Source organism: Ruegeria sp. G10 (assembly GCF_056533645.1).
In genome coordinates, this window is record NZ_JBQFOQ010000010.1 from 17851 (window position 1) to 32191 (window position 14341).

At 59.6% G+C, this 14341-nt stretch carries 17 protein-coding genes; 5 read left to right on the forward strand and 12 right to left on the reverse strand.

Translation table 11 applies throughout. The annotated features are described in order from the left end of the window. Positions 1 to 22: 22 nt before the first annotated feature. Positions 23 to 565, forward strand: coding sequence for a hypothetical protein (locus tag ACR0KM_RS16290; protein ID WP_480824631.1), 543 nt, complete (start codon positions 23 to 25; stop codon positions 563 to 565). On the opposite strand, the gene ACR0KM_RS16295 is transcribed toward ACR0KM_RS16290, so the two are convergent. After that, positions 562 to 1326: a sulfite exporter TauE/SafE family protein gene (locus ACR0KM_RS16295; protein ID WP_480824633.1), complete on the reverse strand. Its 765-nt coding sequence runs from the start codon at positions 1324 to 1326 to the stop codon at positions 562 to 564. The two genes, ACR0KM_RS16290 and ACR0KM_RS16295, sit on opposite strands and share 4 nt — an antisense overlap. Positions 1327 to 1470: 144 nt before the next feature. Between ACR0KM_RS16295 and ACR0KM_RS16300 the strand changes: the two genes are divergently transcribed. From ACR0KM_RS16300 to ACR0KM_RS16310, 3 genes are all read left to right on the forward strand, one after another. Continuing rightward, complete coding sequence (locus ACR0KM_RS16300; protein ID WP_480860321.1) at positions 1471 to 3162, forward strand: acyl-CoA dehydrogenase family protein; 1692 nt, start codon at positions 1471 to 1473, stop codon at positions 3160 to 3162. Between the two features lie 216 nt (positions 3163 to 3378). After that, entirely contained in the window at positions 3379 to 3924 is a 546-nt protein-coding gene (locus tag ACR0KM_RS16305; RefSeq protein WP_480860323.1) for a hypothetical protein, read from the forward strand. 12 nt (positions 3925 to 3936) lie between these two features. Then, positions 3937 to 4329, forward strand: coding sequence for an META domain-containing protein (locus tag ACR0KM_RS16310; protein WP_480860326.1), 393 nt, complete (start codon positions 3937 to 3939; stop codon positions 4327 to 4329). Here the strand turns inward: ACR0KM_RS16310 and recO are convergent. Further along, a complete protein-coding gene (gene recO / locus ACR0KM_RS16315; protein ID WP_480860328.1) occupies positions 4313 to 5038 on the reverse strand; it encodes a DNA repair protein RecO in 726 nt (241 codons plus the stop codon). The two genes, ACR0KM_RS16310 and recO, sit on opposite strands and share 17 nt — an antisense overlap. Positions 5039 to 5208: 170 nt before the next feature. Between recO and ACR0KM_RS16320 the strand changes: the two genes are divergently transcribed. After that, a complete protein-coding gene (locus ACR0KM_RS16320; RefSeq protein ID WP_480860330.1) occupies positions 5209 to 5598 on the forward strand; it encodes a VOC family protein in 390 nt (129 codons plus the stop codon). An 8-nt stretch (positions 5599 to 5606) separates the two neighbouring features. Here the strand turns inward: ACR0KM_RS16320 and ACR0KM_RS16325 are convergent, their stop codons facing one another. The 10 genes from ACR0KM_RS16325 to ACR0KM_RS16370 form a co-directional block, all read right to left on the reverse strand. Continuing rightward, positions 5607 to 5930: a SemiSWEET transporter gene (locus ACR0KM_RS16325; protein WP_480824645.1), complete on the reverse strand. Its 324-nt coding sequence runs from the start codon at positions 5928 to 5930 to the stop codon at positions 5607 to 5609. A gap of 113 nt (positions 5931 to 6043) precedes the next feature. Continuing rightward, positions 6044 to 6373, reverse strand: coding sequence for a DUF1491 family protein (locus tag ACR0KM_RS16330; protein ID WP_480860332.1), 330 nt, complete (start codon positions 6371 to 6373; stop codon positions 6044 to 6046). A gap of 55 nt (positions 6374 to 6428) precedes the next feature. Further along, positions 6429 to 7337: a GTPase Era gene (gene era, locus ACR0KM_RS16335; RefSeq protein WP_480860334.1), complete on the reverse strand. Its 909-nt coding sequence runs from the start codon at positions 7335 to 7337 to the stop codon at positions 6429 to 6431. Between the two features lie 175 nt (positions 7338 to 7512). Then, positions 7513 to 8193, reverse strand: a complete 681-nt coding sequence (gene rnc / locus ACR0KM_RS16340) for a ribonuclease III (protein WP_480824651.1) — start codon at positions 8191 to 8193, stop codon at positions 7513 to 7515. After that, entirely contained in the window at positions 8190 to 9026 is an 837-nt protein-coding gene (gene lepB, locus ACR0KM_RS16345) for a signal peptidase I (protein ID WP_480860336.1), read from the reverse strand. The genes rnc and lepB overlap by 4 nt, the downstream gene beginning before the upstream one ends. 59 nt (positions 9027 to 9085) lie before the next feature. Then, a complete protein-coding gene (acpS, locus tag ACR0KM_RS16350; RefSeq protein WP_480824655.1) occupies positions 9086 to 9505 on the reverse strand; it encodes a holo-ACP synthase in 420 nt (139 codons plus the stop codon). Between the two features lies 1 nt (position 9506). Then, entirely contained in the window at positions 9507 to 10484 is a 978-nt protein-coding gene (locus ACR0KM_RS16355; protein WP_480860338.1) for an NADPH:quinone reductase, read from the reverse strand. 243 nt (positions 10485 to 10727) lie between these two features. Beyond that, on the reverse strand, positions 10728 to 11483 hold the full coding sequence (locus ACR0KM_RS16360; protein ID WP_480824661.1) for a pyridoxine 5'-phosphate synthase: 756 nt from the start codon (positions 11481 to 11483) through the stop codon (positions 10728 to 10730). Continuing rightward, on the reverse strand, positions 11476 to 12174 hold the full coding sequence (locus tag ACR0KM_RS16365) for a DUF2062 domain-containing protein (protein ID WP_480824663.1): 699 nt from the start codon (positions 12172 to 12174) through the stop codon (positions 11476 to 11478). The genes ACR0KM_RS16360 and ACR0KM_RS16365 overlap by 8 nt, the downstream gene beginning before the upstream one ends. Positions 12175 to 12190: 16 nt before the next feature. Then, positions 12191 to 14323 (reverse strand): RelA/SpoT family protein, encoded by a 2133-nt coding sequence (locus ACR0KM_RS16370; protein ID WP_480860340.1) that lies wholly within the window; start codon positions 14321 to 14323, stop codon positions 12191 to 12193. Between the last annotated feature and the right edge of the window lie 18 nt (positions 14324 to 14341).

Here is a 14341-nt window from a genome sequence, read left to right on the forward strand (position 1 = left end):
CGATGCGCATGGGCTGACGCCGGTGCGCAGATGGGTCTCTGATACATTCTTTGCCTCTTTGGCCTATGTGGCGGCATCGCTTCTCACGTTCGAGGTTCTGATGCCGCTGCAGAACGTGTTTTTCCCTGAATACCCCAGCCGGGCCAGCCTGCTGTTTCTGCCCCATGGCGTGCGCGTTCTGACAGCGTGGTTGCTGGGCTGGCGCGCGATATTTGCGCTTTTGCCAGGCGTCTTCATCGTATTTGCCATGATCGGCGGGTGGGATGTGTTCCTGCCCAGTCGGCTACTGGCTATCGCCATTGCAGTCACCACCGTTCCGGCCGTATTTTACGCCTGCAAGGCATTGGGTTGGGATCTGTTTCCCCGGCCCGACCGCAGCCCCTGCTGGCTGTGCATCATGGGCGTTGGCATCGTCACCTCGTTCCTTGTGTCGGGCCTGACCAACATGGCATTCGGCAGCGCGACGGCCGAATACATCGCCTATCTGATCGGAGATATCTCAGGCCTGTTCTTCCTGATGCTCGGCCTGCACTTTGCGTTCCGCTTAGCCGAGCGGCGCAGCTAGCCAGTCAGGCCGCGCCTGAGAAGGTTCAGCCCGGCAATCAGCAGCACAAACAAGGTAAGCTTGCGGAACTGCGCCTGATCGATGCGGTCCTGCAAGAACTGGCCGCCTCTCATTCCGGCCAGCGCAGGCAGGATCAGCAACGCAGAAAACACCGCCGTCTCGGCACGCAATATGCCCGAACCCAGATGCGCCACAACCAGCGCCCCGGCCCCCAGACCATAGATCACGCCCTGCACGCGCATCTGATCTTTCTTCGGAGTATTCAGCGCCGTCAGGTAAGCCACAGTCGGCGGCCCCCATACGCCCGAGATACCGCCAACGGCACCGGCTACGGCACCCACCATCGCCTCAACCCTCAGTGAGGGTGCGCGCATCACCAGCTTAAGCCCCAATAGCTGAACCAGCGCGAAGAATGAAACAGGCACACCCAGCATCAGAAGAAAGGTCTTTGGTGACAGCAGGTTGATCAACTGCGCACTGGCCAGCAAGCATAACAGCCCGACCCCCAAAAACACCCGGAACTGTCGGATCGAGGCAACAGCCGCCGGCGCCCCCTCGCGCAGCGCCTGCACGCCATTCGTAACCAACGTGGGCAGAATCAGACCCGCCAGCGCCAGGTTCGGCGGAAGCATCATGCTCAGGCCCGATACCAGCACCATCGGCATCGCAAAACCAACCATACCTTTGACCCAGCCTGCGACGAAAGCAACGATCAGTGACAGGTAGAACTCTTGCGGTGACATCAATGAAAACAGGTCCATTGGCCCTACATATCATCCTGGAAAAATTCTGCAGCGCAAAATCGACCGAGCAATTTTTGAACTTTTCTTGGTCATCTGGTGTATTTTTGTTGCGCTGCACGTGCAGCATGATATGACCAGACAACCCAGTAAAGGACGTGATTCATGGCCCATGACGGACAGGATATGACGAACATGACGCAACCCGCGGTTTTGCCGGATCTCCTGACACTCAGTGCAGCCGCTTTGCCCGCCGTCGAGGCTGTGTTCGACAAGGCGCGTGCATCAGTGCGTACGATGGTGACAAGCGGAGACCGCGTCTCGGGTGCGCTGATTGAGGCGCATCAGACCGCAGCGCATGGTTTGGCGTGGCTGGCCACCTATCACCAGTCGCTGCAGCAGATGCAGCGCTGGGCCGAGGCGCTTGAAGCCGACGGCAAATTCGGTGAGATGGAACAACTGCTGCATCAGATCGCCTTTGGTGAATACCTGCATCAGATCGCGGGCGGCATCCCGATGAATCAGGGTGAGGTCGTGCGCCTGCAGGACCTTGGCCTTGGTTGGGACGCTCTGTCGGGTTTCCAATGTCCCGAAGTACAGACTCTGATGGCGCAGGCCAATTCACAGGCGGCTCGGACCCGTCTGGTCGCGCTGATGCAAGATCAGTCCGGCGCGACCATGTTCGGTGCGTCCGGCCTGGACGAAGAGCTGGAGATGATCCGCGATCAGTTCCGCCGCTATGCGCAGGAAAAGGTCGAGCCCAACGCCCATGAGTGGCACCTCAAGGACGAGTTGATCCCGATCGAGATCATCGAAGAACTGGCCGAAATGGGCGTTTTTGGCCTTACGATCCCCGAAGAGTTCGGCGGGTTCGGGTTGTCCAAAGCCTCGATGTGTGTCGTGTCCGAGGAATTGTCGCGTGGCTATATCGGCGTAGGATCTCTGGGAACGCGGTCCGAAATCGCAGCAGAGCTGATCATCGCTGGCGGCACGGATGAGCAAAAGGCCAACTGGCTACCCAGATTGGCCAGCGCGGAAATCCTGCCGACCGCCGTCTTCACCGAGCCAAACACCGGATCCGACTTGGGCAGCCTGCGGACGCGGGCGATCAAGGGCGAGGATGGCAACTATAAGATCACAGGGAACAAAACATGGATCACGCACGCTGCGCGGACCCATGTCATGACCCTGTTGGCGCGCACCAACCCCGACAGCACCGACCATCGGGGCTTGTCCATGTTCCTTGCAGAAAAAACACCCGGAACCGACGAAAACCCCTTCCCCACGCCCGGCATGACCGGGGGTGAGATTGAGGTGCTCGGCTATCGTGGCATGAAAGAATACGAGCTGGGCTTTGACGGCTTCGAGGTCAAAGGCGAGAACCTTCTGGGCGGCGAAGAGGGCAGAGGTTTCAAGCAGTTGATGGAAACATTCGAGAGCGCGCGCATCCAGACTGCCGCCCGCGCCATCGGCGTGGCGCAAAGCGCTTTGGACATCGCCATGCAATATGCACAAGACCGCAAACAGTTCGGCAAATCTCTGATCGACTTCCCGCGGGTATCCGGCAAGCTGGCCATGATGGCGGTCGAGATCATGATCGCACGTCAGCTGACCTATTTTTCGGCTTGGGAAAAAGATCACGGCCAGCGCTGCGATCTTGAAGCCGGGATGGCCAAGCTGCTGGGCGCACGTGTGGCTTGGGCTGCGGCGGATAACGGATTGCAAATCCATGGCGGCAACGGATTCGCCTTGGAGTACAAGATCAGCCGCGTGCTGTGTGACGCACGCATCCTGAACATCTTTGAAGGTGCCGCAGAAATTCAGGCACAAGTCATCGCGCGTCGGTTGCTGGGCTGATACCCGGCCCGATGCGGTTTCCCCAACTGAACCCGGCTTTGCGCCGGGTTTTCTTTTGCCGTGGCGGCAGGCAGCCTTGCCGTCTTAAAGCGTCATTGCTGCACCACAGCGGTTTGCTTGCGCACACGCGAAACTTCCCCCTCGGATCGGGCGCGGAAATCGGCTAAGTGACAGCGAACGGAACCGTCCGGCATATCGGCCAAAGGAGTCTTGCGCGTGAAATCCATCATCATCGTTCTGGCAGCCTGCATCGCCCTTGCCGGATGCGCCATGGCCCCAAGCACCGCGCCCGACAACAATGTCGAGCAGCTGGCACAGGCGATTCAGCAGCTTGGCCCCGAGGTTGACGCGGCCGAGGCGCGGCGCGCGGCCGAGATTTCGTACGCGTATTCCAGCCAATTGAAACAGCAGTGGAATGTCACCGATCCCGCGATCATCCACAACGCCAAGGTGATCAACGGGTTCCGCGAAAAGGGCCTGTGCAATGACTGGGCTCAGGCCATGACCACACGTTTGAAGCAAGAGAATTTCCAGACGCTGGATCTGCATTGGGCCACCTCACCGCCAACTGCGTTCCGGATCATTCATCATTCGGCCCTGATCAGCGCCAAGGGTGATTCGATGTACGACGGCATCATACTAGACCCATGGCGGAACAGCGGCGTGCTGTATTGGGATGAGGTGCGCGAGGATACCAGATACAACTGGCGGCCGCGCCTTGAAGTCCGGGAAGAGCTTATCAGCGGCGCAAACCCCTACTGACAGGATAGAACGATGATACGCCTTGCCCTGATCCTGCCTCTTGTGGCGCTGTTTCAATGCGACAAGGATGAAACCGTCGCCGCCTATGGGGCAGCGGATCAGACATGGGCGCTGCAAGAGATCGACGGGCAACCATTCGCCGCCAGCGCCCTTCTACGCTTCCCCGAGGACGGGCGGATCGAAGGCAACGCCCCCTGCAACACCTATTCGGGCAAGCTGAACGCGCCCTACCCATGGTTCGAGATCGCCGATCTGGCAGCCACGCGCGCGGCCTGTGCCGGACTTGAGGCCGAGGGGCTTTACTTCGCCGCGCTGATGGCCATGACGCAGTCCGAGGTCTCGGGCGATGTCCTGATCCTGCGTAACGAAGACGGGCACGAGATGATTTTCAAAGCCGTCGACTGAACTGCGCGACAAAGCGCGCGCGCGCCTCGGGCAACGGAGTATGGCCCAGCGAAGGGACCAGATGGTTTTCCAGAAAATACCCGGTCGTTCGCAAGGCGTCGACGATCTCGGAATCTGGCGCAGGACCGTCACCGCGCAGGCAAGGTGGCAGAGGCAATAGCTTGTCGGCCCATTCCCCTGCCCCGTCCGCGCTCACCGCTCGACCGGTTTTGGGCGAGACATAGACCAGCCCATCGCGCGCGCCGGTCACCGCACAGACCGAAAGGTCCAGGCCAAAGCCCAGCTCTTCCAGCAGCGCCAGCTCCCAACGCAGATAGGCAAGCGGCCAGATTTCATCTTGCCCCAAAAGGTCCAATAGCTGTTCGGTCTGTTTGTAGATCGCCGGATGCGGCTCGCGTTCGGGCAAGCAGAAGGACAACAGAGCCACCACCGCATTCAACCCTGACAGCGCCAGCCGCCCCGAAAATGCCGCCGCAGCCCGCGACCGCAGAGGCTCGACCTGAAAAGTACCAAGATGCTCTTCAAGCCTCGCACGCCAGAGCACATCCAATTGCGCGCCGGGCTGCAGGATCGGTGCAATCTTGCGGCTGGTCCCGCCACGCACGACACCTGCATGACAGCCGTGGGCTTCGGTGAACACTTCGATAATCGCCGCCGTCTCACCATGGCGACGCGAGGTCAGAAGTATGCCGTGATCACGCCAGTCCAATCTTGGCTCCGTTATGCACCCGATATGCCCGCAGGAAATCTTATGCCCATTACAGGATCAAGGTACAAACAGATCGGTCGCGTTGTACGGAGTGTCTGGAAACGTATTGCGAAAAAGCCGTACAAGCGTTAATGTTCGCTTTATGTTCTTTATTGTGCAGGATTTGGAGAATGTCACTTAACTACGTCATGATTGGCTCAAACGACGTCGCCAAGGCACGCCCTTACTACGATGCTGTGGTTTCAAAGATTGGCGGGAAGCTTGTCGCCGAATACATGCCGCACGCGGTCTGTTATGAACTGCGCGGTGGCGGCACGATCTGGGTTGCGACGCCGTTTGACAAACAAGCCGCGACCGTCGGAAACGGCAATATGGTCGGGCTATTGTGCACAAGCGAAGCGGAAGTGCGCCAGGTACATGCCGCGGCGCTTGCCAACGGAGGGTCGAATGAAGGCGATCCGGGTGATCGGCCTCAGTATGGGCCCAACTTCTATGGCGCTTACGCGCGTGACCCAGAAGGCAACAAGATGAGTTTTGTGTATTTGCGCGACGCGAGTTGATCGTCCGCTCAGAACGTTATGCCCGCATGGATCAAAATGCCTGCAACCATCAGCAGGTTCAGCACCATCGATATCCCGTTGCCCACATAGATGGGCAACTTGCCCACCACCAACCCGTAGGCAAACCATAGAAACGATAATGCCGCATAAAGCGACCACGACAGCAATGACTGGCCTGTGGCATGTTCAGAATGGGTGAAGTAGAGCTTGACCAGTTGCGGAAGCGTGGCGAATGGACCGACAACGCCGATAAACACCATGAAACCCTCGAACCGCTGCATCCAGTGGCCAAGTTCCGATTTTTCCAGTTTTTCAGCAATCGTCTCAGCCACGCGAATACCTCATCGTCTTGAATCATTCAAAAAATCAGGTCGGATCTGACCATTCAGGTCAATCACCAAAATAGTAGCTTTGATCCGCGCGTCAAAGGCCCAAGAAGCAGCAGTTATTCAAGCCCCTCGTCGCCCAGAAGGTGCCGCCCTTGCCGGTCCTCGACCTCGATCACCCAGAGGTCGGGATCAAAGCCGCGCTGTCTGCTAATGACCGCGTCAATATCCGCCTCAGGTCCGCTGGACAGTTCGATCCATTTTCGTTCGCCACTCATCAGGTCAAAGCTGCGTTGGAATACCACCGCCTGGCCGTCAAGCGTATTGAGTTTGATCAGCACCGCACCTGCGGTGTTATCCCCATGTGCCACAACAAAACCCGGAATCTCGTGCAACCGAAGCCGCGCAAGGTAGGCGTGCACCCAGAACTCGGCGGTCAATCGCGCCATCGCGCAAGCCCCAACGTTCGACATGAGAATTTTCGTCGAAAATTCTTGGCCAGTGTCATGCGTTACCGTCTTTGAAATCCAGTCCCATTTCTGAATAGCGCTCGGATTCCTCCAACCAGTTCGGCCGCACCTTTACCTGCAGAAACAAGTGAACCTTACGGTCCAGGAATTCCTCCAACTCGGCACGCGCGGCCTGACTGACGGCCTTGATCGTCTCGCCGCGTTTGCCCAGAACGATGCCCTTGTGACCGTCACGCATAACATAGATCACCTGATCTATCTTGGCAGAGCCGTCCTTGCGCTCATCCCAGTTCTCGGTCTCGACGGTCAGTTGATAGGGCAGTTCCTGATGCAGACGCAGGGTCAGCTTCTCGCGAGTCATTTCCGCCGCGATCATGCGCAGGGGCAAATCGGCGATCTGGTCCTCGGGGTAGAGCCACGGACCTTCGGGCAGTTCAGCGGCCAGCCATTTACGCAGGTCGTCGACGCCGTGGCCTTTTTCGGCGGAAATCATAAAGGTTTCGGCGAAAGGATAGCGCGTGTTCAGATCGCTGGTGAGCGCAAGCAGCTTCTCGGACGGGACCTTGTCGATCTTGTTGATCGCCAGTGCGATAGTGCGCCCCTGTCCGATCTCTTCCAGACCTTCGAGGATGCGTTCGACCCCTTCGGTGATACCACGATGCGCTTCGACCATCAGAACGACCACATCCGCATCAGCCGCGCCGCCCCAAGCAGCAGCGACCATGGCGCGATCCAGCCGGCGGCGTGGTTTGAAGAGGCCCGGGGTATCGACAAAGACCAGCTGCGCGTCCCCCTCCATCGCTACCCCACGGATGCGGGCACGGGTGGTTTGCACCTTATGGGTCACGATCGAGACCTTGGCCCCGACCATGCGGTTCAGAAGGGTGGATTTGCCTGCATTGGGCTCTCCGATCAGGGCGATGAATCCGGCGCGTGTGGTCATGTGTGTTGCGATCCTGGTTGCAGGTGCGCACCCCTATAGCAGAAAGGACGCGCGGGCCAGAGGGATTTGTTGATCGCACCTGGCGTTTCAAAATGGGGGGCCAGCCCCCCAGACCCCCCGGGATATTTATCGCCAGATGAAGCAGGGGATCCTGAACACAGGACACGCGCGGGCTTTACTTGGGAAGCGACGATAACAACGACTTGGCAGCCATTTGTTCGGCCTGCCGTTTGGAGCCTGCGGTGGCCTGCGCCTCGGTACCGTCTTGCAAGCGGGCGGCAATTGTAAATGCGGGCGCGTGATCCGGACCTGTGCGTTTGACCTCGACATAGGCCGGAGGTTTCTGGCCACGGGCCTGGGCCCATTCCTGCAGCGCGGTCTTGGCGTCGCGCGCGTCAGCCTCGACCGTATGAATGCGGTCGCCCCATAGGGCGAGGATGACGTCGCGGGCGGCCTCGAACCCAGCGTCGCGGTAGATGGCGGCGATCACGGCCTCCATTGCGTCGCCCAACAGGGCCTGTTTGCGGCGCCCGCCCGAGAGCATCTCGGATCTGCCCAGTTTCAGCACCGCGCCAAGATCGATCTGACGGGCGACATCGGCGCAGGCCTCTTTACGGACAAGCGCGTTGAACCGAGGGGCGAGTTGACCTTCGGAAGCCTGTTTGTCCGCCTCGAGAAGGGCGGTGGCCATAACAAGCCCGAGGACACGATCGCCAAGAAACTCAAGCCGCTGGTTGTCGGGGCGCGTGGGCGAGGAGACCGAGCCGTGGGTCAATGCGCGCAACAGCAGTTCCTGGTCGGAGAATGTGTACCCCAACCGCTGCTGAAAGGCTTTTATTTCAGCCGATAGCTTCAATTGACCGCCTTGAAGAAACGGTCACCGCGCCACGTCCAGAAGAACAGCATCGAGCGCCCCGCCGACGAGAACATGATACGGTCTGCGCGCCCGATCAGGTTCTCATAAGGCACAAATCCCACGCCTCCGGCGGATTGCGGCAGTCGGCTGTCGGCCGAGTTGTCGCGGTTGTCGCCCATAAAGAAATAGTGGCCTTCGGGTACGGTATAGATGCCGGTATTGTCCGAGCCTTGATTGCCGATATTCAGCACATCATAGGAGACGCCATTGGGCAGGGTTTCGATCAGGCGGTTCTTTTCACATTCTCCGCCGAACCCGACAGGGCCATTGGAACAACGCGGACGCAGGCCTTGTGGGCCCTGTGGCTCGGCCTTTTCGGTGAAGACGCCATCGGGTTGCTGCGGTACCGGCGTGCCGTTCAGGATGATCTGGCCCTGACGCACCTGTACGCGGTCGCCCGGCATCCCGATCAGGCGCTTGATGAAGTCACGACCCGTCACCGAATGACGGAAGACGATGACATCTCCGCGTTCGGGTTCACCGCCCAGCAGGCGCGTGTTGTCGCCTTTCATCCAGCCGCAAATATCCTCGGCATCGATGTTCAGGCCGACACTTGGGATGATCAGGCTGGGGCAAGAGGCGTAGGAATAGCCATAAGTCATTTTGTTGACGAACAGGAAATCCCCGATCAGCAACGTCTGCTTCATCGAGCCCGAGGGAATCCAGAATGGTTGAAAGAACAGGGTGCGGAAAACGCCCGCGATCAGCAGGGCGTAGACGATGGTTTTGATCGTCTCCCAAATGGCGTTTCCGGATTTGGCTTCCTCGGCCATACTGCTCTCTCCAGTCTCTGCGTGGTTGGGGTGCTACATGCGGGTCAGGTCGCGGCAAGTCAAGGCTGCGCAGGCGCTTCTTGCAGCGGGCGCGCCTCGATCAAGACAAAGGCCTGTGCCCAGGGGTGATCATCGGTCAGGGTAACGTGAATGATCGCCTCGTGTCCCTCGGGTGTCATCTCTTTCAAGCGTTCGGCAGCCCAACCGGTGACATGCATGACAGGTTGGCCCGTGCGCAGATTTGTGACGGCCATATCCTTCCACGCGATCCCCATGCGCAGACCTGTGCCCAGCGCTTTCGAACACGCTTCTTTCGCGGCCCATCGCTTGGCGTAGGTGCCTGCGGTATCGGCCCTGCGTTCGGCTTTTGCCTGTTCGGTGTCGGTAAAAACGCGGTTGCGGAACCGATCGCCAAACCGGTCGAGCGTGCCCTGAATGCGGTCAATATTGGCAAGGTCCGTGCCGATGCCGAGTATCATGTCATACCTCCAGCACCACGGTGCCCAGCTTCTGCCCCGCCTCGACCATTTCGTGGGCGGAAACCGCGTCTTTCATCGCTCCACCGGGGACGACGGCGTGGGTGAGTGCGCCCTGCTCCAGCCACGCGCCCAGTTGCGCCTCACCACGGCGGCGCGCGGCGGCGTCAAGCTGATAGACGATCAACATATGCAGGCGGATGTTTTTGAACATGAAACCGTAGAAGTCCAGCGTGGGCGTCATTTGCGAGGCCGAGGCGTAACTGGCGATCGTGCCACAGGGGCGGATCATTGCCAGCGAGTCAGACTGATTGGCCGCAAAATCGACCTCTACAATACGGTCGACGCCCTCTCCGTTTGTCAGATCCATCACAGCTTCGGTCACGTTCTGCGAGCGGTAGTTTATGCATTCGGCCGCGCCCGAATGTGCGGCTTTTTCATCGGAACTGACGGTGGTGATCACCCGCGCGCCACCCAGCGCAGCCATCTGGCAGGCGTAGCGTCCCACCGTACCTGCGCCACCGGTCACAAGCACAGTCTGGTCAGCGATCGGACCGTCGCAATACAAAGCATACCATGCGGTCATGGCCGGGATGCCGAAACAGGCACCCTCGGCGAAGCTGGTGGTGCCCGGTAAGCGAACGGCCTGATCAGAGGGTAGCGCGATGTATTCCGCCCCCGTTCCAAAGGCGCGTTGCCACTGGCCGTTCCAGATCCAGACCCGTTCGCCAATGCGGGCCGGGTCGACACCGTCGCCGACGGCCTCAATCACACCAGCCCCATCCGAGTGGGGAATGATGATCGGGTACTGCATCACCGCACCCGGACGGGCGCCACCGCGCAGCTTGACATCCGACGGGTTGATGCCGCTGGCATGAACACGCACCAACACCTCACCCGGAGCCGGGTCGGGCGTGGGCATGTCGATGATTTCAATAACGTCCGACGCGGGACCAAAGCCGCGATATGTTATGGCTTTCATAAAGGCCCCTCGTTCATCTTATGCGACATTCGTACACTCCTATCGGGTACAAACCCGTTTTGCTGATCCGCCCGCCAAAGCCGTCTGCCCCCAGAACATCCTCTTGCGTTCAACTATTTGCACTCTCTCGAAGGGCAATAGAACACATCCGCGATAGGAAAAAACGGCACGCGCTCAGTATGAAGCAAAGCACGAACCAACCCCGATTGAACAACAGCTGACCCTCAGACCGGTCGCCGAAGTTCATCCACCCTCTCCCCGCGCTTCCTCCATCAGGCGGCGCATTTCGTGGACCGCCGGGGTGAGGCCGCGGAAGATGGCTTCGCCGATCAGGAAGTGACCGATATTGAGTTCACGCACCTCCGGGAAGGCTGCGACAGGTTGCACCGTGTCGTAGTTCAGACCGTGGCCCGCGTGCACCTCAAGGCCCAAAGAGTGGGCATAGGTGGACATTTCGCGCAGGGCTTCCAGTTCACGAGCGGCAGCGTCCAGTTTGCCCTCGGCGTGGAAATCGCAATAGGCGCCCGTGTGCAATTCGATCACCTCGGCGCCGATGCGGTGGGCGGCTTCGATCTGGCGCTTGTCGGCAGCAATGAAGATCGACACACGGCACCCGACATCGCGCAACGGAGCGATGAAATGCGCCAGTTTGTTCTCCTCACGCGCGACCTCAAGCCCGCCTTCGGTCGTGCGTTCTTCGCGCTTTTCGGGCACGATGCAGACAGCGTGAGGTTTGTGGCGCAAGGCGATCTTTTGCATCTCGTCCGTCGCCGCCATCTCGAAGTTGAGCGGTACGCTCAGCGCGTCCATCAGACCTTCGATATCAGCGTCAAGGATATGGCGGCGGTCTTCGCGCAAATGTGCGGTGATGCCGTCAGCCCCGGCTTCTTCGGCCAGTTTTGCGGCCCGGATCGGGTCCGGATAGTCCCCCCCGCGCGCGTTGCGGATGGTGGCCACATGGTCGATATTCACGCCCAGACGCAAGTGGTTATCAGACATCTTTCGAATCCTTCATTGTCCCTGAGGTCGACCCTAGTGGTTTTGAAGCTGGAACGTCAGCCTCCGCCTGCGCAAGGCGTTTGATTTGTTCGAATTTCGCCTTGATCTTGGCGCGGCGACGCTGCTGGTAGGTGCGGATCAAAGGCAGGCTGAGATAGGCGCACACCACACCTGCGATGATGCCGGGGATGACACCCCCCACCATGTAAGGAAAGAACACATCGTCATAGAACCGGCTGAGGCCATGCCAATCGGCCTCGCGTCCGGTGAAGATCGCGATGCAATTGTCTTTCAGATCGCCCATCGCATCGGCGAATTTGCCCATCAGCCCGTCGGTATCGCCCTTGCGAAAGCGGGTGCCAAGCAGGAAATGCCCGGTTTGCAGGCTGACCACGCCGATAGGCACATAGGTCAGCGGGTTGCCGAAGAAGGTGCCGGACAACGCCGCAAGTATGTTGCCGTTCAGCAGCCGCGCCAGCACCGCAGCGACCAGAAAGTGCAGGCCATAGAACGGTGTAAAAGCGGCGAATACCCCCGCCCCGATGCCACGCGCGATGCGTTCGGGGCTGTCCGGCAGGCGACGGACGCGGTGTTTGACATAGTGAAAGGCGCGGGTCCAGCCGCCGCGCGGATAGACGAACTCGGACGCGATCTGAACGGCTGAGCGGCGATCTCGGCGCTTGAAAACCACTCGTGATCACCCCTTCTCAGCCAGCCGCGACGGCGGGTTTTGCGCTTTCGCGGTAGCGTTCGACCGCCGCCACATCGCTTTCGGCCTCAAGCATCAGCATCAGCGAATGCAGCTGTTCAAGGTCACGCAGTTCGACATTGATCATCAGACGGTAAAAATCCGGTTTGCGGTCGACGAATTCGAGGTTCGAGATATTGGCCTTTTTCTCACCAATCAATGTGCAAATACGCCCCAGCACGCCCGCATCATTGCCGATGGTCAGGTCCAGTGTCGCGCCATAAACCGCCGGGTGGGTGCCTGAATGCCAGTGCAGATCGACCCAGCGCTCAAGCTCGTTTTCAAATTCGGACAGGCGGTCGCAATCGATGGCATGCACCACCACACCCTTGCCGCGATACGTGATGCCAACGATGCGTTCACCCGGCAGCGGCTGACAGCAGGGCGCGCGATCGAATTTCTGCCCCGGTTCAAGGCCAATCACCGCACGGCGGGGCGAGATGGCATCGCCTTCGTCTTTGGTCAGTTCCGGATAGACGGCCTCGACTACCTCATGGGCCGTCAGTTCGGCGCTGCCGAGGCGCGCCAGCAATTCGTGACGATCCTTCAGGCGCAGATGCTTGGCGGCAGTGTCCAGCGCCTTGTCGGTGGCTTTGCGACCAAGGTTTTCAAAGCCCGCGCGGGCCAGCTCCTTGCCCAATTTGATGAAGCGTTCGCGATCAACCTCGCGCAGGGCGCGGCGGATGGCCGTACGGGCCTTGCCGGTCACCGCGATTTCCAGCCATGTCACCTGCGGCGTCTGACCATCTGCCGTGATGATATCGACCGATTGACCATTCTTGATCCGGGTCCAGAGCGGCACGCGGATACCGTCAACCTTGGCACCCACACAAGCGTGGCCGATGCGGGTATGGATGGCATAGGCAAAGTCGATCGGCGTCGCTCCACGCGGCAGTTTCACCACATCGCCCTTGGGAGTGAAGCAGAACACCTGGTCCGAATACATCTCAAGCTTGACGGCTTCGAGGAAATCCTCGTGATCGTCCTCGCTGTCGAACTGCTCGGTCAGGTTTGAAATCCATTTCGCCGGGTCCACGGCAAACGGGTTCTCGGACCGGACCCCATCGCGATAGGACCAGTGAGCAGCCACACCGGTTTCGGCGACGTCATGCATCTGGCGCGTGCGGATCTGAACTTCGACCCGCTTGCCGTCACGGCCCGATACGGTCGTATGAATCGAGCGGTAGCCGTTCGATTTCGGCTGGCTGATATAGTCCTTGAACCGCCCGGGCACCGCGCGCCAACGCTGGTGGATCGCCCCGAGCGTGCGATAGCAGTCTTCTTCGGTCCGGGTGATGATGCGGAATCCGTAGATGTCGGACAGGCGCGAAAAGCCCTGATCCTTTTCCTGCATCTTGCGCCAGATCGAATAGGGCTTCTTGGCACGGCCAAAGACCTCGGCCTCGATCCCGGCCTTCTCCAGCTCATGCCGCATATCGCCGGTGATGCGATGAATCACGTCACCGGTTTCACGCTGCAGAGTGATAAAGCGGCGGATGATCGACTGGCGGCCTTCAGGGTTCAGAACGCGGAAGGCGAGGTCTTCCAACTCTTCGCGCATCCACTGCATACCCATGCGGCCTGCAAGCGGCGCGTAGATATCCATAGTCTCGCGGGCCTTCTGCACCTGCTTTTCCGGGCGCATCGCCTTGATAGTGCGCATGTTATGCAGACGGTCGGCCAGTTTGACCAGGATAACCCGCAGGTCCTTGGACATCGCCATGAAAAGCTTGCGGAAGTTTTCGGCCTGTTTCGTCTCGCGGCTGGACAGCTGCAGATTGGTCAGCTTTGTTACGCCGTCGACCAGCTTGGCGACCTCTTCCCCGAACAGCTCGGACACTTTGCCGTAGTTGGCCTTGGTGTCTTCAATCGTATCGTGCAGCAGCGCAGTGATGATGGTCGCATCATCCAGACGCTGTTCGGTCAGGATGGCGGCAACTGCAACGGGGTGGGAAAAATAGGGTTCGCCGGAATGGCGGAACTGGCCTTCGTGCATCTGCTGGCCGAATTCATAGGCCCGCTCGATGCGTTCGGCATTTGTCTTGGGATTGTAATTGCGGACCAGCGCAATCAGGTCTTCTGCTGAAATCATCCGGTCCGCACCTTCGTG